An 18,920-nucleotide genomic window follows, 5' to 3' on the forward strand; every position below is an offset into this window, starting at 1 on the left:
GCCCGCCTTCTCTGATGTCTGCGTTTCCACTTCACGACACCAGAGAAAGAAGCGAATCCTGAACGATTTCACCGCACAACTCATCGCGGAGTTCACGGCGAACTCCGGCCGCGTCGGCGGCATGTTCGAAAACTCCAGGTTGTTGCTCCTGACAACCACCGGCGCACGCTCCGGCGAACCGCGCACGGCGATCCTCGGCTACTACCCGGACGGCGACCGGGTGCTGATCGTCGGCTCGGCCGGCGGCAGCCCGAAACACCCGTCCTGGTACCACAACCTGCTGGCGAATCCGCAGGTCAGCGTGGACACCGGCCTGTTCAGCTACCCCGCAACGGCCGTCGTACTGCGGGGCGCCGAACGTGACGAGGTCTTCGCCCGACTGGTCGAGGCGGACGCCGGGTGGGGCGACTACCAGGCGCGCGTGACCCGTACGATCCCGGTCGTCGCGCTCGTCCCCGGCGGACCGCCGGGTGGGCGCGGCTCGCTCGCCGACGCCTTGAAGAACGTCCACGCCGCGTTCCGTCGGGAGCTGGGTCTGATCCGCCACGAGATCGCCACTTCCGGCGCCGCCGGGCTGGGTGCCCAGCTCCGCATCAACTGCCTGACCGTCTGCCAGGGCCTGCACTACCACCACACCGGCGAGTCGACGATGCTCTTCCCCAGCCTGATGGAACAGCACCCCGAACTGACGGACGTGATCGCCGTACTGCAGAAGGAACACGACCAGATCGCAGTACTGCTCGGCGGGCTGGAACAAGCTGCCAGCCTGGAACAGGTGGACGAGCTGATTGCCCAGCTCAACACCCATCTGGACCGCGAGGAGGAGGCGCTCCTTCCTTATCTATAAGGGTTTCCGGGCCAGCAGCGCGTAGGAGTTGGGGAGCCGTCCGGACCAGGCGGCGGCGTTTGTGCCGTCCTGCGGTCGCCAGAACGGTTCGGCGTACTCCTCAAGGAACTGGAGGTGCAGGCCGGCGGTGGTGATCGCGGTGACGATCTGGCCGAGGGTCCACTGCCACTCCTGCGCGCCGTTGCCCGGGAACGTGTCGTTGACGTGGGTCTTGGCGAAGTAGCTCCGGTCCGGCCGGATGCGTGCCTCGTCCTCGTCCCACGTCCACAGCGGTACGGCCGGGTGGCCCTCGTACAAGAACAGGTGCCCACCCGGCCGTAGTACCCGCGCCACGTCGCGCGCCCACACGTCGATGTCCCGCATCCAGATCAGCGCTCCCTTACCGGTGTACACGAGGTCCGCGGCCGCGTCCTTGACCGGTACGCCGGGCACTTCCGCCACGACGTACCGGCAATCGACGCCCACGTCCCACGCCCGCCGCTGCGCTGCCCCGGTCGCCACCGAGCTGTAGTCCACGCCCAGAACTCGTCGGGCGCCAGCCTTCACCAGCCCCACGTCGTCGAGCCCGTGCCCGCTCTGCAGATGTACGACGAACGGACCGATCGCCAGCACGGGCGCCAGCAGCTCGTGCTCCCGCTCCACCAGCAGTCGGTCACCACGAGCCGCCTCCAGCAACTCGTCGTACTCCCGGACATGCTTGGTGGAAGCCTGCTCCCAGATCGCCCGATTTCCCATGAGTACAAGTCAGCCTGATCCGACGTACCCAGGGCAACCGCAATTTCACTCGTTGTGGAGAACTTGCGCGATCGTCGTCCGCGCGGCGGTCCGAGCGGGGAAGTACGCGCCGGCAGCAGCGATCGCAACACCCGCGAGTACCAGGAGAGCCAGGAGGCCGACGGGGTAGACGTGCAGCATGAAGGCGGGCAGCTCGACCTGGGCACCGTTGGCCATGGCCGGTACGACGAGGCGGTGCGCGACGATCCCCAGCGGAATGCCCAGCAGGCTCCCGACGGCGCCCAGTGCGGTCATCGACACCACGACCATCGCGGTGACCTGGGCCGGCGTCATACCGATCGACTTGAGCATCCCCAGGTCACGACGCCGTTCACGAGTGTTGAGTACGACGGTGTTGAAGACCCCGAGCGCCGCGACGGTGCCCAGCATGATCGTGAGCAGTACTACGGTCGCGATCACGATCGCGACGAAGGTGCCCGATTCCTGTCCTCCGGTCTCGACCAGTCCTGAGTCCTTGGTCTGTGCTGCCGTGATGAAGGAGTCCAGGTTCGTGCCGGGCTTGACGTTGATCTCGTACAGATTGGCCCGCGCTGTCGGAGCGATCAGCTTGAGAGTGTCCCAGTTCGACAGCAGCTCGTCGCCGGAGTTGTAGAGCGCCTTGCCGACGATCCGCACCGGGACGTTCTTGCCCTCGAACTGCAGCGTGAGCGTGTCGCCGACGGCGAGTGCCCGCTGGCGCAGGAAGCGTTCCGACACGACCACCTGTCCGGCGCCGTCGAACCAGTGACCGTCGAGGAGCCGGAAGCCGACCTGCTCGACGTCACCGCGGTAGAACGACACCCGGAGGTCCGTCTGCGTGCCGGCCAGCCGCATCCCGAGGTCGGTGCTCGGAGTCACCGACACCGCCCCGGGGATCGATCGCAGCATCGCCTCGTCGGCGGCGTCGGTCAGCTTGGCCACCGGTGGGGCGCCGGCACCCGGAGGAGGTGTCCCTCCGAGCGCGGCCGGTGCGAACATCGCCAGGTCAACGGCCCCGACGCGGCTGGCGGCGGTCTGGTACGTGGCCAGCGACTTGCCGAGCCCTACCGCGAGGGTCACGCTCGTGACACCAAGTACGACGGCCGCCAGCGTCAACGCCGTACGGGCCGGCCGTGCGAAGGGAAGCCCCAGACCCAGGCTCACAGGCCGCGGCAACCGAGTACCGCTGAGCCAACGCTGTGCGCGCAGACCTCGCCCGGCCCGCGGTGCACTGCCCGCGCTGATCGCTTCCGACGCTGACAGGCTCCGTGCTCGCAACGACGGCAGGAGAGCAGACAGGGCAACCAACGCGGGTACGCCCAGCAGCGCGGCGGCATCCACCCAGATCGGTACCGTGACGCCGTTCGCCCCATAGTTCTCGAACGCCTTTGTCAGCAAGGACTCCGCGAGCACGTTGCCAAGTGCGGTGCCGATCGCGCAGCCAGCGATCGCGGGGATCGAGATCATCGCCAAGTAGACCGCCATCACCTGTGTCGGCGTGAAGCCCAGCGCCTTGAGTACGCCGATGTGCTTGAAGCCTGCTACTACGGCACCACTGACCACGTTGGCCACGATCAGTACCGCAACAGCGAGCCCTAGCCAGCCGAAGACCATCAAGAACGGTACGAAGGTGTTCGGCTCACCAGTGGCGAGCGCCCGCAGCCCAAGGTACGACTGCGTGCCCACCAGTGCGCCGGCCGGGAGACCTGTCGTGACCGCGTGCTGGCCGGCGGACACCTGTGCGTTCGTGGCGGCGTGCGTGAAGCGGTACAGCATCTGCGTCGACGTCGGTTGGAAGGACGCCATTTGCTGAGGGGAGACCCACGCGTCGGCCGACTGGCTGACGCTGTACGCGAATCCGACAACGGTCAGCCGCGTGCCGTCGGGCGCGGGGACACTCGATCCGAGTGTCGTCTCTCCACGCCCACCGGTGTCGGTGGGGTTCCGGTTGAGGACGATCTCGCCCGCCTTGTCCGGCCAGCGTCCCTTCCACACGTTGAGCCGGTCGACCGGTCCGTTCGGGTCCGCGCGCCCCACCGTGACCAGGGAGTTCGAGTCGCCCTTCGGAGTCGAACCGAGGTCGAGCGTCGTCATCGCGTACGGCCCGGCGAAAGCCTCAGCGGCCGACGCCTTGGCTGTCAGTTCGCTGTCGCTGACCCTGCTCCGGTCGTACGACGCCACCAGGTGCGCGCCGCGCTGCCGCGAGTACGCCTGGTCGAACGGGCCGCTCGACGCAGCCAGCAGGCCAAGCGCGACCACGATCATCGTTGTGGAGAGCAGTACGACGACACTGATCACCACGGTCTGCACACGCCGCCGCCGTACCGCTGCACGGGTAACCGGCCAGACGGCGCTCACGACGTACGCTCCAGGCTGCGTTCGGCCGCGATTTGCCCGTCGACGAAGTCGATGACCCGGCTGGCGCACCGTGTCGCCAGTTGCTGGTCGTGGGTGACCAGGAGGAGCGTCTGGCCGATCTGGTTGAGGTCCAGCAACAGGTCCATCACCTGTTCGCCCGCGCGACTGTCGAGGGCTCCTGTTGGCTCGTCCGCCAGGAGGATGGCCGGCCGGTTCATCAGTGCCCGGGCGACGGCTACCCGTTGCCGTTCGCCACCGCTCAGCTGTGCCGGGTAGGTGTTGCGGCGGCTCGCGATGCCGAGTTCTTCGAACAGTTCGAGCGCACGCTTCCGCGCGGGCGCGGCCGACGTACCGGTGAGCTGCGCGGCCAGTGCGACGTTGTCGAGCGCCGACAGATCGTCCAGGAGGTTGAAGAACTGGAAGATCATCCCGATCCGCCGCCGCCGGAACAGGGCGAGTCCCTTCTCGTTCAACGTGCCCAGGTCGTCGCCGTGGACCACGACCGAGCCTGCGGTCGGCCGGTCGAGCCCGGCGACCATGCTGAGCAGTGTCGACTTGCCGCTACCGGACGGCCCCATCACGGCGACCGCCTCGCCGGCGTGGATCTCCAGCGACACTCCGTCGAGCGCGACCGATTCGCCGTACTCCTTGCGTACTCCAGTGAGCTGTACGACCGCGTTGTCCTCCGTCATGCTGCTCACGCTAGGGCTGCTTGGCACGTGCTGACGTCAGCCTGCCGGGGTAATGTCCGCGGGCTGTCATCCTGGAGATGTACGGCGTGCTCCTGCCGGATGATGCGCGATCGGGAACGGCCCTGGGACAGTAGGTCACGTGATGTGGTTGCTAGTCGCGCTGCCGGCCGTGGCTGCGGTCCTGTTCGCGTTCGCATACGTACGGGCGCGGCGGGCTCACACGCGGGCGCTGGAGGAGCGTGGGTGGCTGCTGGAGCGTGAACGCGAGACGGCTGCACAGAGCGCGGTAGACGCGGAACGGGCGCGCATAGCGCACGACTTGCACGACATCGTGAGCCACAACGTCAGCGTGATGGTCATCCAGACCGGTGCGGCCCGGCAGGTGCTGGCTACCGCCCCACAGGATGCAGAAGCGGCCCTGCTCGCTGTAGAGGCTGCAGGTCGCGACACGATGGCTGAACTACGCCATCTGCTCGGTGTACTCGCTCCTAAGGGCGACGACGACTCCCTGTCGCCGCAGCCGAGTCTGACCCGGCTGACCGAGCTGATCGACCGTATGGCCTTTGCAGGTCTGGCTGTCGACGTACGGATCTCCGGCGACCCTTGTCCGCTGCCGACCGGTGTGGACGTCACGGCGTACCGGATCATCCAGGAGGCGCTGACGAACGCGTTGCGGCACGGGGACGGCGTGAAGGCAGAGGTGACAGTACGGTACGCGTCTCACGCGCTGCGGGTCGAAGTACTCAACACAGGCCCTAGCGTGCTGACCGGTGGTCGGTCTCCTGCTCCAGAAGGGGACGGCCGCGGGCTACTGGGCCTCAAGCAACGAGTAGCTGTGTACGGCGGCCAGTTCGAGGCCAGGCGCCGTCTTGGCGGTGGCTACCGCGTCCGCGCCAAGCTGCCGCTGGAGCGCCCGTGACCCGGGTCGTGATCGCGGACGACCAGGCCCTGGTACGCACGGGCTTCCGGATGATCCTCACCGCCCGCGGCATCGAGGTCGTCGGCGAGGCCGCGGACGGCGCCGAGGCAGTGGCCGCCGTACGACGGTTGAACCCGGACGTCGTACTGATGGACATCCGCATGCCGACGATGGACGGACTCGAGGCGACCCGGCGGATCCTGGCCACGTCGACGTCGTGCCGCGTGCTGATCCTCACCACGTTCGACCTGGACAGATACGTGTACGCCGCCCTGGCCGCCGGCGCGAGCGGGTTCCTCTTGAAGGACGTGACCCCCGAACACCTGGCCGCCGCCGTACACCTGGTCACCACCGGCGACGCACTCCTGGCCCCGTCCATCACCCGCCGCCTCGTCGAACGCTTCGCCACTCCACAGCCGGCCCTCCACCGCGACCTCTCCACCCTCACCACGCGCGAACTGGAAGTCCTCACCCTCATGGGCCAAGGCCTCTCCAACGCCGAGATCGCCACCGCGCTGACCTTGAGCGAGGCCACCGTCAAAACCCACGCGGCCCGGATCTTCGCCAAACTCAACCTCCGCGACCGCTCCCAGGCCGTGGTTCTCGCCTACGAAACCGGCCTGATCACCCCCGGCGAGGGGAGGTAGCCTCTGGCATGAGGGAAGACGTACTCGCCTGGGCCACCGCGACAGTCGGCCCCGTCCTCGAAGTCCACCCACTCCACGACGACCAAGGCCCTTGGCGCCTGGTCACCCGCAACCGCTCCGTCGTACTGCGCGCCCCCACCCCGCGCATCGACGCCGCGATGATCGCGACCGCCGCCGCAGCACTCCAGCTGGCCGAGCAGTACGGCGTACCCGCACCGCGTCTCATCGCCGCGGTCCCGGCCGCCTCGCTGGAAACCGTCGTACCGGGCACGTCCGACTGGCCGCTCGGCACCCCCGAATCCCTGCGAGCCGCCGGCGCCACCCTCGCCCGGCTGCACACGATCCCGCTGGAGCCCGCCGACCATCTCCCGTTCCGCCCACGTCCCATCGCGGTCGACGACTTCGCCACCGACCGCCGTACCGGCCGCATGCCGACCACGCCCTTGCTGGAAGAGGCCGACAACGTCGTCCAGGCCCACGGCCTCCCACCCGGCCCGTCGGTCTTCCTCCACGGCGACGCCTGGCCCGGCAACCTCATCTGGTCCGGCTGGCAACAAACCAGCGGCCACGAGGCCACCCACGTCCCCTACTGGGACGCAGTAGCCGCCCTGAACACCCCCACCACCCTCCACAGCCCCACAGCAACCACCCGCCGCGACGCCTTCCTCACCCAAGCCCTCACCCAACTCCGCTGAACAACCAAAGGCCCGGACCGCCAAACAGCAGTCCGAGCCTTCAAACTGGCGGAGGATACGAGATTCGAACTCGCGAGGGGTTGCCCCCAACACCCTTTCCAAGACCGTCATCTGGACTTCGGCGGTGATCGCGTGCCTAGGCGGGGCGGGCGGATACTCGGCCCATGACGGCTGTTGCAACGATTCGCCACACGATGCGCGTCCCCTGGGCATGAGTCCCATCAGCCGCGCTGCGATGTGTCGTGCGTACCTGGTTCCTGCTGTCGTTCTCGTCCTCCTTGCGGTGGCGGCGTGTGGGAACGAAGTAGCGCCGGCGTCTGGAGCCGGTGGAGCGACGCCCAGCACTCGTTCGACGGCGCCTCGGGAGGCGGTTGCGACGCACATTCCGTCAGGTCCTGGGACTACGGCGTTTCTCGACCGGGCGCGCGCCGTCGAGCAAGCCGTCCGGGCCGCGGGAATCCCGAAGCCTGTGGAAGGGATCTTCCTGTACTCGTCCCGGACACCGGATCTGGCCTTCGACACGGTCGAGCAGAAGGTTGCCTGGGGGGCCGGGTACGTCAGCATCGCGCCGGGCGTATCAGGCGGATCAGGCGGCACCACGCGCATCGATTTCGGCGACGGATCGAGCCGCTCGGTGAGCGTGCTCGCTCCCCGGCCTGCACTGACTGAAGCGATCGGGACCCCGTACGACACCTGCGGACACATGGCGGTTCCGGCGTCGAAGTGCAAGCTCACGATCACCGGGGTTGTGTTGAAGACAGCTGACGTCGACACCAGCAACGGTCGCGCGACCGTGCCTGCGTGGTCCTTCACTGCGAAGGGCTTGTCGCGACCGATCGTCGTCTTGGCAATCTCCACCAAGGTGCTCCAGCCTCTGGTCCAGCCCGTCCCACCGCCCGGGCTCGACCAGACGCTGGAACCCAGCCTTCTGCAGGTCGTGTGGCTGACCGGGGTCGACGGCCGCACGCTCACCTTCGTCCTTGATCACGGGACGTGTGACGGCGACCTCCGAGCACATGTCCTCGAGTCCGACGACATGGTTGTCATCGGCGGGAGCCGCACTCTGGAGCGGGGCAACTGTGAGGGCGTCGGTGCCAGCACACCAACTACCGTCACGCTGGCCGAGCCGCTCGGAAACCGAGCCGTCATCAGCGCCACCACGGGCGCCCGACTCACCCTCTATCCCCACCTCAACTAGGTGGCGTCTGGTAATTCCCCGCCTCCCCGCGCGCCGAGCACCTCCTCGCTACGGCGCGGAATTTGAAATTGTCGGATATCGATCTGGACGAAGGCGTTCCGAGGGTCCGGCGCAGTCTGAACCGGCCGAGGTACAAGCACGGTTGCGAGGACGGTTCCTGCGGGCGTAGTCCGGGCCGCTGCAACGCGCGACAGCTCGCCAGGCCACAGACCTCGCCTCCAAAGTCTCGTGCCGGGCGGCGCACCATCGGACTGCCGTCAGAGCTGACTGAGATCCTTCGACAGCACTGGAAAGAACAGGCTGCCGAGCGGGTGATTGCCCGCCAGCTCTGGAAGGACGAGACGGGCCGGCAGGGCTGCGGATACCTGCCTGAGCGGGGTCGTCTCAACCTTCGTTGAGACCCTGGGACGAACGAGGGGCCGGACGCTGAGCGTCCGGCCCTCTCTTGTTCATGCCTCCAGAATCCAAAACCGGGCCTTGACCTGCGGTTTCTTCAGTCCGGGAGACTGGCGGAGGATACGAGATTCGAACTCGTGAGGGGTTGCCCCCAACACGCTTTCCAAGCGTGCGCCCTAGGCCTCTAGGCGAATCCTCCAAGCGGAGAGGATACCGGGCGGTGGTGGGGAATCCGAAATCGGGGCGGTACGACAAGCTTGAGTCGACTGCACGCCTCTGCGAGAAGCAGTTAGCCGAGTAGTACTGGCGTCAGGGCTCGCCACTGCTCTATCGGCTGCGGTCCTGTCACGCCGGTGATGACGTTGACGGCGACATGGTCGGCGCCGGCGTCTAGGTGTGCGGTGAGCTTGGCCTTGATGTCAGCAGGGCTGCCCCATGCTGCCAACGCGTCGACCATGTGGTCCGGGAGCTCCGCCAGGTCGCTCTGGCTGAACCCCTGGCGCTGCAGCGAAGCGACGTACCCAGGGATCGTTGTGAAGAAGCTGATGGTGTCCCTTGCGATCGCCCGGGCTCTGTCCGCGTCCGTTTCGAGTACGGCGAGGTGGCTGACGGCGAGGAGCTTGTCCGGCCCGAGGACCTTCCGCGCCTCGGCGGAGTACTCCGCACGGGTCAGGAACGGGTACGCGCCGGCCGTACGCTCTCCAGCCAGCTCTAGCATCCGCGGACCAAGTGCCGCGAGCACACGCCTCTCGACAGGCACGTCCAGCTCGTCCAGGTAAGCGTTCAGTCTGGCCACCGGCTTAGGGCCGTGCGCTCCACCGATACCTACGGTGAACCGACCAGGCGCTGCTGGCTCCAATGCGGCGTACGTCGCACTAACGTCGGCCGCGGCGTACGTCACCACTGCCAAGATCCCACTGACGAACTTGATGGCTGACGTAGCACCCACCAGGTCCTTGATGGTCTGCAGCCCAGGCAGTGGCCCGCCGGACAGCCAGATCACCGGCCACCCCTGCTCTTCGGCTGCCCGTGCTGCCGCCAGCGACTCCGCGCTGCTGTTCAGACCGGTCGTGATCCCGAAACGCCCGAATTGATGATCCGTCACCCACCTAGCTTGACCGCTGAAGCGGCCGACCGCACCCTTGTTCGCTCAGAGCGAGAGCGAGCGCGGTACGTCGTACACAGCCGGCCCGGCGTCCGTGAAGTCGAACCCGTGGAACCCGCCCTGCCCGATCGGGTTCCCGCACAGGAACCGGACGTGGATGCCGTCCGGATCCAGCGCGTCGATGCCGAGTCCGAACGGCCCGCTGTCCAGGATCTCGGTGTGCTCGATCCCCTGCTCGTCCCAGCGGGCCACCAGCGCGTGCAGCGAGTCCGGCGAGTCGACCTCCAGCGCGAACACGTCCAGCCCTTCGACGGACGGCGCGCCCGGTACCGCGGCCCGCTCCCGCAGCGCGACGACGTACCCGGTCTCCCGGTCCGCCAGCGCGACCCCGCGCAGTACGCCGCCCTCGTGGAACTCGGCCGCGAGCTCGAGATCCAGCGCTCGCCGGTACCAGTCCGTGCTGACCCGCAGATCGTTCACCGGCAGCTTGACCTGCCGAATCCGCGCAACCCCCAGTGCAGTCATGTGCTGAGAGTAGGAGTCCGATTCCCGGTTGGCGAGGCCCATCCCGTACACTCTGTGCTGGTTCCCCGCGTGGCGGTATCTCGCCCAATCCCCCCAGGGCCGGAAGGCAGCAAGGGTAAGTGAGCTCTTCCGGGTGCGCGGGGAATCCTCATGTCTAGGCTTAGGGCTCCCAGATCGAAGAGGAGCCAGATGAACCCCGAGAGCCGTTACCTGCAGGATCTGATCATCGCCGAGCTCGATGTGCCTGCGGCGTTCGACGTGGACAGCGAGATCGAGCGGCGGGTGGAGTTCCTGGCCGACCGGCTCCGGCGGACCGGCGCGACGGCGTACGTGCTCGGGATCAGTGGCGGCGTCGACTCCTCCACCGCGGGACGGCTCTGCCAGCTCGCCGCCGAGCGGGTGCGGGGCGAGGGCGGCCAGGCGACGTTCGTGGCGATGCGGCTGCCGTACGGCGTTCAGGCGGACGAGGCCGACGCCCAGCGCGCACTCGACTTCATCAAGCCGGACGAGACGCTCACGGTCGACGTGCAGCCGGCCACCGACGCGATGGTGGAGTCGGTGCGGCACTCCGGGCTCGGCGACCGCGAGGACTTCCACGTCGGCAACATCAAGGCCCGCCAGCGGATGGTCGCGCAGTACCTGGTGGCCGGCGCCCGCGGTGGTCTCGTGGTCGGCACGGACCACGCGGCGGAGGCCGTCATGGGGTTCTTCACGAAGTACGGCGACGGGGCGTGCGATCTGACCCCGCTGTCCGGGCTGACCAAGCGGCGCGTCCGCGCGGTCGGCGAGCGCCTCGGCGCGGGGCCGGAGATCACCGGCAAGGTCCCGACCGCGGACCTGGAGACGAACAACCCGGGCGTCCCGGACGAGGCCGTGCTGGGTGTCACGTACGACGAGATCGACGACTTCCTCGAGGGCCGTGAGGTCGACGCGAAGGCGGCGAGCACGATCATCGCGACGCACCGCCGGACGGCGCACAAGCGGGCCGTCCCGCTCGCCTTCAGCTGAGGAAGTCGGTGACGAGCCGGGCGTACACGTCGGGCTGCTCCGCATGCATGAAGTGCCCGACGCCGGCGGCGTAGTAATAGGTGCCATGCGGTACGTCGGAGCGGAACAGCTCGATCTCCTCCGCGCTGGTGGCCGGGTCGTACTCGCCCTTGATCAGCAGCGCCGGCTGTGTGAGCTGACCGAAGTACGGCAGCACCTCGTCGGCGAAGCTGGGCGAGCTGGTGATCTGCTCGGAGAAGTGGCCGGAACGCCGGTGGAACTCGTCGTCGATCTCGGTGTCCGCGGGGAGCTGGAGGTCGCGGGCATCGGGGCCGGTGTAGATCTCCATCCGGCGCTCACCGAGCCGGATCAGCAGGGCGACGCGCTCGTCCCACATCGCCTTCGTCGCCGGGCCGGTGTGCGGCGGAAACTCGGCGTCCGGGAGCAGCCGCAGCGCGGCGCGGGCGAGGGTGTCGCTGGCGAGCACCATGTCCCAGCCCGGGTTCTCGAAGACGACCTTGGTGATCGCCTGCGGGTGGGTCGCGGCGTACCTGAGCGCGATGCGGCCGCCGTACGAATGGCCGATGACCGACCACTGCGCGATGCCGAGCTGCTCGCGCAGTGCCTCGTAGTCGGCGATCAGGTCGAGCTCGCTGACCGGGCCGGTGAGCGGGTCAGACTGCTGTACGCCGCGCTGGTCGACGCCGATCAGGTGGAAGCTGCGGGCGAATCGGTCGCCCTGCAACTTCATGAAGTCGTACGACCCCGCACCGGGACCGCCGTGGACGAAGAGCACCGGCGGAGCGTCCGCGGCACCGCGCTGGTCGACGTACAGCCTGGTGTCGCGGATCTCCGTCAGCATGACGCGAGCGTAATGCGAGCGCAGCCTATGCGGTATGGGCCAGTTGCATCTGGCGGATGCGATTCGCGAGGCGGGCCAGACGGATCGCCGCGATGTTCCGGTACGCCGGGCGCAGGACGGTCGCGAGCGGTCCGGACTGCTCGAACGTGTGCGTGACCCGGCTGTCGTCGCCGATCGCCCAGGTGCCGACCTCGCGGAAGCCGGGGACCTGCCAGACGATCTCCACCCGGTCCGCCTCGACCGCCGTGTACTGCAACTCGCCGCTGAAGCCAGGGCGCACGCGGAGCGCGTACCGGGTGCCGGGGTTGGTCTCGCGCGGGCCGTCGATGGCGATGAACGCCTCGTTCCACTCCGGCAGGCCGAGGGCGTCCAGCAGCACCTGCCGGATCGCCGCCTGGCCGGCGTGGATGGTCTCGGTGGCCTGTTCCATGACTAGTTCTCCTGATGGGCGAGTTCGGGATCCCGGCGGCGGGCCAGGGCGGCCCCGGTCGGGAAGGCGTCGGCGAGCGAGCGGAGCGTGCTGATGGTCTCGTCGAGCGCCTGGCCGGCGAGACGGTCGTGCATGGTGCGGTGCAACCGGTTCTCCGCGGTGACGATGCGGCGGTGCAGTGCCCGGCCCTGCGGTGTCAGGCTGAGCGTGAGGTAGCGCCGGTCGACCTGGTCGATACCGCGTTTCACCAGTCCTTGGGCGACCAAACGATCGACGAGCCGGCTGGGGCTGTTGCCGGTCTCGCAGACCAGCAACCCGCCGAGCGCGTTCAGCGTCATCGGGCCGTGGTCGCGGAGGACCCGCAGAACCTCTGCCTGGGAAGGCGTGATGCCCAGCGGGCGCAACTCGGCGGCGAGCAGCCGATTGCCCTCGCGCTGGATCGCCAGCACGAGATAGCGAAACTCCTCGACAACCTTCATGCCAGATATATTACACGACACGTATGTCGTGTCATCTATCAGTCGTGAGTGTCGCCGGATTGTTGTTGCCTGCGGCTCCAGTTCCGGAAGAGTGCCGGAGAAAGTCCGGTTGAGGTCATGGTCAAGGGCATGCCGCGACTGGCACAGTGTCTTCATGAAGGGTCTGATGCAGAATTACCCGCTGTCGCTGGACACGATCTTCCGCCGGGCCGAGCAGTTCTACCCGGACAAGACCGTCTACACAGGCGGCCCGGCGCCGACCAAGCTGACGTACGGCGAGTGGGCCGACCGGACCAGACGCCTGGGTGGCGTGCTGGACACGCTCGGGATCACCGCCGACGGCCGCGTCGCGACGTTCGCGTGGAACTCGGGCCGGCACCTCGAGCTGTACTTCGCCGCGCCCTGCACCGGCCGGGTGCTGCACACGCTCAACATCAGACTCTTCCCGGACCAGGTCGTGTACATCGCGAACCACGCCGAGGACGAGGTGGTCTTCGTCGACCGCTCGCTGCTGGGGCTGTTCCTGCCGCTGCTCGAGCGGCTCCCGCAGCTCAGGCATGTGGTCGTGATGGACGACCTGCCGCCGGGCGCTCCGACGGCGGTGGAGATCCCGGACGATCCGCGGTTCCACGACTACGAGGAGCTGCTGGCCGCCGCGTCCCCGGTGGAGTTCCACGTCGAGGACGAGAACCAGGCCGCCGCGATGTGTTACACGAGCGGTACGACGGGCAATCCGAAGGGCGTCGTCTACTCGCATCGGTCGACCTGGCTGCACTCGATCGGCGTGCTGACGAACGCCGGGATCGGGCTGACCGAGACGGATACGGTGATGCCGGTCGTGCCGATGTTCCACGCCAACGCCTGGGGTCTGGCGCACGCGGCACCGATGGCCGGCGCGTCGCTGGTCTTCCCGGGGCCGGACATGACCCCGAAGGGCATCCTCAAGCTGCTGGTCGAGCAGGAGGTGACGCTGTCGGCCGGCGTGCCGACGATCTGGCAGGGGTTGCTGCCGTTGCTCGACGGGGTGGAGTTGCCGAAGCTGCGGCGGATTCCGTGCGGTGGTTCCGCCGTACCGGAGGCGCTGTCCGAAGCGTTCCGGAAGAAGCTCGGCCGGCCGATCCTGCAGGCGTGGGGGATGACCGAGACGAGTCCGGTCGCGACCGCGTCCCACGTGCCGGCGCGGAACAAGGACCTACCCGAGGAGGAGCAGGCGCACCTGCGGGCGCGGGCCGGGCTGCCGCTGCCGGGCGTCGAGGTGCGGATCGTCGAGCCGGGGTCGACGACGCCGCTGCCCTGGGACGACGAGGCCACCGGCGAGCTGCAGGTGCGCGGGCCGTGGATCGCCGCGGAGTACTACCGTCCCGACGACGGCGCCCAGCTGAACACCGAGGACGGCTGGATGAAGACCGGCGACGTCGCGGCGATCGACGGGTTCGGCTCGGTGCGGATCGTTGACCGGACCAAGGACCTGGTCAAGTCCGGCGGCGAGTGGATCAGCTCGGTCGAGCTGGAGAACCTGTTGATGGCGCATCCGGCGGTCAAGGAGGCGGCGGTGATCGGGGTGCCGCATCCGAGGTGGGACGAACGGCCGCTCGCCTGCATCGTGGTGCAGGAGGGGTCGACCGTGACCGGCGAGGAGATCCTCGACTACCTCCGGCCACTGGTCGCGAAGTGGTGGCTGCCGGACGCGGTCGAGTTCATCGACGAGGTTCCGAAGACGTCGGTCGGCAAGTTCTCGAAGAAAGACCTACGGACGCGGTTCGCCAACTACCACCTGCAGTGAGTTTCAGGAGAAGTCGACGCCGAAGTGGTCGTGGAGGTGGTGCAGGGTCGCGTCGACGAAGGCGGTCGGCCAGGGGTTGCCGGTGAGTTCGGCCAGTGCGGTGCCGCGGGTGATGAACTGACGGCAGATGTACTGGTTGGCCGCGACGATGTCCGCCGGGTCGGTGCCCGCGGCCGGGATGGCCTCGAGCGCTGCGCGCTGCTCGTCGGACAGCAGCGCGTTGAGGCGCTTGGCCCCGCTGGTTCGACGTACGCCGCGTTCGGCGAGCATGAGCGTGACGAGTTGGTCGCGGACGACGCCGACGCCCTGATTCGCCACCACCCGCTCGTCCCGTCCGAGCACGGTGACCAGGTTGCCGAGGAAGTAGAAGAACAGGTGCACGGCGCCGGCAGGCCAGTACGGCTCGCCGGGGCGGCCGCCGTTCGGCTCGATGTCGCCCTCCGGGAACAACGTCCCGTCCCGGTCGAACAGCACCTTCACACCGTCGTACTGGAACCGGTCGAAGCTGGCCAGTGGGTGGATGATCAGGTCCACGTGCAGCCAGTCCGACGTGATCCCGAGCCCACCGATCATCCCCGGCAGCCGGTCCGCCCAGACGGTCGGCCCGGTGAGGTCGCGCAGTACGTCCTCCCAGTGCTCCGTGTACCAGTCGGCGCTGTCGTCAGCGACCACCAGATGTACGTCGACGTCGCTGAACCGGTCGGCGGCGCCGGTGGCGTAGCTGCCGATCAGGTACACCCCCAGGATCCGCTCGTCCGCGGGCAGCAGCTCGGCCGCCCGCTTGATCACCGCCTGCTGCCGCTCGTCCCCAGCCGTCATCCCACCCACACTACGCGTCGTCACGGTCACGTCGGCCGGCGTCCGCGCGCCTCCGCTGCCGAGCTACCGGTCGGACCGGGCGTGAAGGGTGTGGGGCAGGGAAATGTCGGGGGTCGGCGCTAGGGTTGCCGGGTGGAAGCGCCCCTTGCCTTGTATCGCCGGTACCGCCCGGAAACGTTCGCGGAGGTGATCGGGCAGGACCATGTCACCGCGCCGCTGCGGAACGCGCTGAGCAACAATCGGGTGAATCACGCCTACCTGTTCTCCGGACCTCGCGGCTGTGGAAAAACCACCAGCGCGCGGATCCTCGCCCGCGCGATCAACTGCGAGAAGGGCCCGATCGCCGAGCCGTGCGGGGTGTGCAAGTCCTGCACCGACCTTGCCCGCGGCGGGCCCGGCAGCATCGACGTGATCGAGATTGACGCCGCGTCGCACGGTGGTGTCGACGACGCTCGTGACCTGCGGGAGCGGGCGTTCTTCGCGCCGGTCGAGAGCCGCTACAAGATCTACATCATCGACGAGGCGCACATGGTGACCACGCAGGGCTTCAACGCCCTGCTGAAACTGGTCGAGGAGCCGCCGCCGCACCTCAAGTTCATCTTCGCGACCACCGAGCCCGACAAGGTGATCGGGACGATCCGGTCCCGTACGCACCACTACCCGTTCCGCCTGGTGCCGCCGAAGGCGCTCGGCGACTACATGGCGACGCTGTGCGAGTCGGAGGGCGTCGCGATCGAGCCGGCCGCCTTGCCCCTCGTCGTACGGGCCGGTGCTGGGTCGGTGCGTGACTCGCTGAGCGTTCTCGACCAGCTGATCGGTGGCGCTGGACCGGAGGGCGTGACGTACAAGCTGGCCGTCGCGCTGCTCGGGTTCACGCCTGACTCGCTGCTGGATGCGTGTGTGGACGGGTTCGCGGCGCATGACAGCGCGACGGTGTTCGAGACCGTCGAGAAGGTCATCGAGGCCGGGCAGGACCCGAAGCGGTTCGCCGAGGACCTGCTGCGGCGGCTGCGGGATCTGGTGGTGCTGTCTGCGGTGCCGACCGCTATTACTTCCGGGCTGATCGAGGCTGCGGCGGACCAGGGCGAGCGGCTGCAGACACAGGCTGCCGGCATCGGCCCGGCGGAGCTGACCCGGGCCGCGGACATCGTCGCCGCCGGCCTGCTGGAGATGCGCGGGGCAACCGCCCCACGCCTCCAACTGGAACTGATCTGCGCCAAGGTGCTCCTGCCCGGCGCCGACGACTCCACCAACGGCATCCAGGCCCGCCTGGACCGCATGGAACGCCGCCTAGCCATCGGAGTCCCCGGTGACGCCGGCGGAGCCGGTCCGACGGCATACCCAGGAACCGCCGGTACGCCGCCCACTGGAGGAGCTGCCGGTACGCCGGGTTCCGCAGAAGCTGCTGGTACGTCGGCCGCCGCAGGTGCTGCCGTCGGATACACAGGAGCCGGTACGACGGGGTACGCCCAGCCGGACGCGCCAGGTGCGGGACCGGCCGCAGACGCCGCAACCAGCCGAGCCGCAGCCAGAGCAGCCGCAACCGCCGGCAACGCCGCAGGTGGTGCTGCGGGCGGAGCCGCGGGTGCCGCGGGTGGTGCGCTTGTCGGTGGTGCTGCGGGTGCTGCGGGTGCTGTGGGTGCCGCAGGTGCCGTGGGTGGTGCGCCTGCCGGTGGTGCGGCGGGCGGTGCGGCGGGCAACGCTGCAGGCCGTGCTGCGGGCGGAGCCGCTGGTGATGTGGGTGGATCCGCGGGCAACGCCGCAGCTGGTGCTGCGGGTGCTGCAGGTGGTGCTGCAGGTGGCTCGGCTGGCGGTGCCGCTCTGGGGGAGTTCTCCGGCGTGGCAGGCGGTGGCGTGTCTCAAGCTGGTGGGTCTCGGGCGGGTAGCTCGGCTGGTGCTGACGGGTCGGCGGGCGGTGGGCCGGCCGGAGTGCCGTCTGGTGCCGCGGCTGGTGGTGCTTCGGGCAGCTCTGGTGCTGTGGGGGGCGACTCCGTCGGTGGCGCTGCTGCGTCGGCGGCGGGTGCTGGCGGTGCCGCCGGTGGTCGCGGACCCGCTGGTGCGGGAGGTTCTGCGGTGCGCGGGTCGGGCGTGGGTCCGCGTACTGGTGCGTGGGGTGATGAGACGGAGGTGGCTCCTGCCGGGGCGGGGGGAGCGGCTGGTGGGTCTGCGCCGGGTGGCGGTCCGGCAAGCGGTAGCGGTCCGGCGAGCGGTGGCGTACCGGCGAGCAGTGGCGTTCCGGCGAGCGGTGGCGGTCCGGCTGCGGGTGGTGCTGCAGCAGGAAGTGCTGCTGTGGGTGGCGGTGTTGCTGCGGGTGCGCCCGTGGCGGGTGCCTCGGCGGCGAGTGCTCCTGGTGGGAGTGGGGCTCCGGCGGGTGCTGGGGCTGGGAGTGTGGGGCTGGGGGATGTTCGGCGGTTGTGGCCTGAGGTGTTGGAGGCTGTTAAGGCCAAGCGGCGGTTCGCCTGGATCATGTTGAGTCAGAACGCTCAGGTGATTGCGATCGATGAGCAGACGCTGACTCTTGGGCTGGTGAACGCCGGGGCGCGGGAGAGTTTTGCGCGGTCCGGGAGTGACGAGATCCTGCGGCAGGCGATGATCGACACGATCGGTGTGAACCGTCGGGTCGAGGCGGTCGTGGACCCGTCGACCGACCCGGGTGCCGGCGGGGGCGGCGGCTCAGCCGGTCGCCCGGGGCCGCATCCGGGCGGGCCAGGCGGTGCCGGCGGGGCGAGCGGTCCGGGCGGCGCAGGTGGCCCAGGTGGCCCAGGCGTGGGCGGTCCGGGAGGCCAAGGCGGTCCGGGCGTGGGCGGTTCGGGCGGCCCAGGTGGTGCGCTAGGTGGAGCTGCTGCGGGTGGTCCGGGGACAGGCGGACCAGGATCCGGCGGTTCGGGCACGCCAGGCGCTGGTGGGTATGGCGACGGCGGCCCGGGTGCGTCGGGTGCTGGTGGACCAGGTGCGGGTGCGCAGGGTGCGGGCGGACCAGGTGTAGGCGGACCAGGTGTAGGTGGTGCGGGTGCGCCGGGTGCAGGTGGGCCTGGTGCGGGTGGGCCGGGCGCAAGTGGGCCGGGCGCAGGTGGCTCGGGTGGTGGGCTCGGTGCAGGTGTGGCGGCGGGTGACCGGTCTGGGGTTGGAGCCTCGGGGGCTGGTGGGTCGGGTGCAGGTGCCTCGGGCGTGGGTGGATCAGGTGTCGGCGGAACGGGGACGGACGGACCAGGCGCGGGTGGGGCGGGGGCCGGTGCAGGTGGGGCCGGTGGGGCGGGTGCGGGTGGTTCTGCGTCTGGTGGATCTGGTGCTGGTGGGGTGACTGTGGGGGGACCGGGGGCTGTCGGGACCGGTGTGGGTGAGCCGGGTGTCGGCGGGGGTGGTGCGGCTGGGCCGGCGGCCTCGGTGGACGGTGGGCGGGTTGAGGCGCGGCCGGGGCAGTGGGG

Annotated in this window: 18 protein-coding genes, 1 tRNA gene, 1 other RNA gene and 1 pseudogene; 11 read left to right on the forward strand and 10 right to left on the reverse strand. The window is 69.0% G+C overall.

All coding sequences use genetic code 11. From position 1 onward, the window contains the following. The first annotated feature begins 82 nt into the window (after window positions 1-82). On the forward strand, window positions 83-847 hold the full coding sequence (locus tag ACFV9C_RS03940) for a nitroreductase/quinone reductase family protein (protein WP_380190879.1): 765 nt from the start codon (window positions 83-85) through the stop codon (window positions 845-847). Here the strand turns inward: ACFV9C_RS03940 and ACFV9C_RS03945 are convergent. Genes ACFV9C_RS03945 through ACFV9C_RS03955 form a run of 3 tightly spaced genes read right to left on the reverse strand, consistent with a single transcriptional unit; the run spans window position 842 to window position 4,650 of the window. Next, window positions 842-1,582, reverse strand: coding sequence for a class I SAM-dependent methyltransferase (locus tag ACFV9C_RS03945; RefSeq protein WP_380190559.1), 741 nt, complete (start codon window positions 1,580-1,582; stop codon window positions 842-844). The genes ACFV9C_RS03940 and ACFV9C_RS03945 overlap by 6 nt on opposite strands. Window positions 1,583-1,627: 45 nt before the next feature. Then, window positions 1,628-3,958: an FtsX-like permease family protein gene (locus tag ACFV9C_RS03950; protein WP_380190560.1), complete on the reverse strand. Its 2,331-nt coding sequence runs from the start codon at window positions 3,956-3,958 to the stop codon at window positions 1,628-1,630. Next, window positions 3,955-4,650, reverse strand: coding sequence for an ABC transporter ATP-binding protein (locus ACFV9C_RS03955; protein ID WP_380190561.1), 696 nt, complete (start codon window positions 4,648-4,650; stop codon window positions 3,955-3,957). The genes ACFV9C_RS03950 and ACFV9C_RS03955 overlap by 4 nt, the downstream gene beginning before the upstream one ends. A gap of 142 nt (window positions 4,651-4,792) precedes the next feature. Here ACFV9C_RS03955 and ACFV9C_RS03960 point away from each other — a divergent pair, with 142 nt between their 5' ends. From ACFV9C_RS03960 to ACFV9C_RS03975, 4 genes are all read left to right on the forward strand, one after another. Continuing rightward, window positions 4,793-5,569: a sensor histidine kinase gene (locus tag ACFV9C_RS03960; RefSeq protein WP_380190880.1), complete on the forward strand. Its 777-nt coding sequence runs from the start codon at window positions 4,793-4,795 to the stop codon at window positions 5,567-5,569. Next, entirely contained in the window at window positions 5,566-6,216 is a 651-nt protein-coding gene (locus ACFV9C_RS03965; protein ID WP_380190562.1) for a response regulator, read from the forward strand. Before ACFV9C_RS03960 ends, ACFV9C_RS03965 begins: the two co-directional genes overlap by 4 nt. Before the next feature lie 8 nt (window positions 6,217-6,224). Then, entirely contained in the window at window positions 6,225-6,911 is a 687-nt protein-coding gene (locus ACFV9C_RS03970; RefSeq protein WP_380190563.1) for a phosphotransferase, read from the forward strand. Between the two features lie 469 nt (window positions 6,912-7,380). Continuing rightward, window positions 7,381-8,109, forward strand: a complete 729-nt coding sequence (locus ACFV9C_RS03975; protein ID WP_380190564.1) for a hypothetical protein — start codon at window positions 7,381-7,383, stop codon at window positions 8,107-8,109. Between the two features lie 507 nt (window positions 8,110-8,616). Here ACFV9C_RS03975 and ACFV9C_RS03980 read toward each other — a convergent pair. The 3 genes from ACFV9C_RS03980 to ACFV9C_RS03990 form a co-directional block, all read right to left on the reverse strand. Beyond that, window positions 8,617-8,704 (reverse strand) — tRNA-Ser (locus ACFV9C_RS03980). A 90-nt stretch (window positions 8,705-8,794) separates the two neighbouring features. Further along, window positions 8,795-9,610 carry a TIGR03620 family F420-dependent LLM class oxidoreductase gene (locus ACFV9C_RS03985; protein WP_380190565.1) on the reverse strand — a complete coding sequence of 272 codons (816 nt, stop codon included), beginning with the start codon at window positions 9,608-9,610 and terminating at the stop codon, window positions 8,795-8,797. Between the two features lie 45 nt (window positions 9,611-9,655). Then, window positions 9,656-10,135 (reverse strand): VOC family protein, encoded by a 480-nt coding sequence (locus tag ACFV9C_RS03990; protein WP_380190566.1) that lies wholly within the window; start codon window positions 10,133-10,135, stop codon window positions 9,656-9,658. 56 nt (window positions 10,136-10,191) lie between these two features. Between ACFV9C_RS03990 and ffs the strand changes: the two genes are divergently transcribed. Then, an RNA gene (gene ffs, locus ACFV9C_RS03995) (signal recognition particle sRNA small type) lies at window positions 10,192-10,288 on the forward strand. Window positions 10,289-10,324: 36 nt separating this feature from the next. Further along, complete coding sequence (gene nadE / locus ACFV9C_RS04000) at window positions 10,325-11,143, forward strand: ammonia-dependent NAD(+) synthetase (RefSeq protein ID WP_380190567.1); 819 nt, start codon at window positions 10,325-10,327, stop codon at window positions 11,141-11,143. Here the strand turns inward: nadE and ACFV9C_RS04005 are convergent. From ACFV9C_RS04005 to ACFV9C_RS04015, 3 genes are read right to left on the reverse strand one after another with little or no spacing between them, the layout of a single operon-like run. Next, entirely contained in the window at window positions 11,136-11,984 is an 849-nt protein-coding gene (locus ACFV9C_RS04005; protein ID WP_380190568.1) for an alpha/beta fold hydrolase, read from the reverse strand. The two genes, nadE and ACFV9C_RS04005, sit on opposite strands and share 8 nt — an antisense overlap. 25 nt (window positions 11,985-12,009) lie before the next feature. Continuing rightward, window positions 12,010-12,414, reverse strand: a complete 405-nt coding sequence (locus ACFV9C_RS04010; RefSeq protein WP_380190569.1) for a hypothetical protein — start codon at window positions 12,412-12,414, stop codon at window positions 12,010-12,012. A gap of 2 nt (window positions 12,415-12,416) precedes the next feature. Then, a complete protein-coding gene (locus ACFV9C_RS04015; protein WP_380190570.1) occupies window positions 12,417-12,893 on the reverse strand; it encodes a MarR family winged helix-turn-helix transcriptional regulator in 477 nt (158 codons plus the stop codon). A 154-nt stretch (window positions 12,894-13,047) separates the two neighbouring features. Here ACFV9C_RS04015 and ACFV9C_RS04020 point away from each other — a divergent pair, with 154 nt between their 5' ends. After that, window positions 13,048-14,676: a long-chain fatty acid--CoA ligase gene (locus ACFV9C_RS04020; RefSeq protein ID WP_380190571.1), complete on the forward strand. Its 1,629-nt coding sequence runs from the start codon at window positions 13,048-13,050 to the stop codon at window positions 14,674-14,676. 3 nt (window positions 14,677-14,679) lie between these two features. Here the strand turns inward: ACFV9C_RS04020 and ACFV9C_RS04025 are convergent, their stop codons facing one another. Continuing rightward, on the reverse strand, window positions 14,680-15,495 hold the full coding sequence (locus ACFV9C_RS04025; protein ID WP_380190572.1) for an aminoglycoside 6-adenylyltransferase: 816 nt from the start codon (window positions 15,493-15,495) through the stop codon (window positions 14,680-14,682). A gap of 186 nt (window positions 15,496-15,681) precedes the next feature. Here ACFV9C_RS04025 and ACFV9C_RS04030 point away from each other — a divergent pair. From ACFV9C_RS04030 to ACFV9C_RS04040, 3 genes and pseudogenes are all read left to right on the forward strand, one after another. Continuing rightward, a pseudogene (locus ACFV9C_RS04030) lies at window positions 15,682-17,190 on the forward strand (DNA polymerase III subunit gamma and tau); the annotation flags it as partial. 1,138 nt (window positions 17,191-18,328) lie between these two features. Further along, a complete protein-coding gene (locus tag ACFV9C_RS04035) occupies window positions 18,329-18,481 on the forward strand; it encodes a hypothetical protein (RefSeq protein ID WP_380190888.1) in 153 nt (50 codons plus the stop codon). A 24-nt stretch (window positions 18,482-18,505) separates the two neighbouring features. Further along, on the forward strand, window positions 18,506-18,796 hold the full coding sequence (locus ACFV9C_RS04040; RefSeq protein ID WP_380190889.1) for a hypothetical protein: 291 nt from the start codon (window positions 18,506-18,508) through the stop codon (window positions 18,794-18,796). Window positions 18,797-18,920 lie beyond the last annotated feature (124 nt).

The organism is Kribbella sp. NPDC059898 (genome assembly GCF_042730855.1).
Lineage (GTDB): Bacteria > Actinomycetota > Actinomycetes > Propionibacteriales > Kribbellaceae > Kribbella.

Bases quoted from the DNA above. Each gene is read 5' to 3' on its own strand.
- ACFV9C_RS03945 (WP_380190559.1), bottom strand. From the start codon at position 1,582: ATGGGAAATCGGGCGATCTGGGAGCAGGCTTCCACCAAGCATGTCCGG.
- ACFV9C_RS03955 (WP_380190561.1), bottom strand. From the start codon at position 4,650: ATGACGGAGGACAACGCGGTCGTACAGCTCACTGGAGTACGCAAGGAG.
- ACFV9C_RS03960 (WP_380190880.1), top strand. From the start codon at position 4,793: ATGTGGTTGCTAGTCGCGCTGCCGGCCGTGGCTGCGGTCCTGTTCGCG.
- ACFV9C_RS03970 (WP_380190563.1), top strand. From the start codon at position 6,225: ATGAGGGAAGACGTACTCGCCTGGGCCACCGCGACAGTCGGCCCCGTC.
- ACFV9C_RS03990 (WP_380190566.1), bottom strand. From the start codon at position 10,135: ATGACTGCACTGGGGGTTGCGCGGATTCGGCAGGTCAAGCTGCCGGTG.
- nadE (WP_380190567.1), top strand. From the start codon at position 10,325: ATGAACCCCGAGAGCCGTTACCTGCAGGATCTGATCATCGCCGAGCTC.
- ACFV9C_RS04005 (WP_380190568.1), bottom strand. From the start codon at position 11,984: ATGCTGACGGAGATCCGCGACACCAGGCTGTACGTCGACCAGCGCGGT.
- ACFV9C_RS04010 (WP_380190569.1), bottom strand. From the start codon at position 12,414: ATGGAACAGGCCACCGAGACCATCCACGCCGGCCAGGCGGCGATCCGG.
- ACFV9C_RS04015 (WP_380190570.1), bottom strand. From the start codon at position 12,893: ATGAAGGTTGTCGAGGAGTTTCGCTATCTCGTGCTGGCGATCCAGCGC.
- ACFV9C_RS04020 (WP_380190571.1), top strand. From the start codon at position 13,048: ATGAAGGGTCTGATGCAGAATTACCCGCTGTCGCTGGACACGATCTTC.
- ACFV9C_RS04025 (WP_380190572.1), bottom strand. From the start codon at position 15,495: ATGACGGCTGGGGACGAGCGGCAGCAGGCGGTGATCAAGCGGGCGGCC.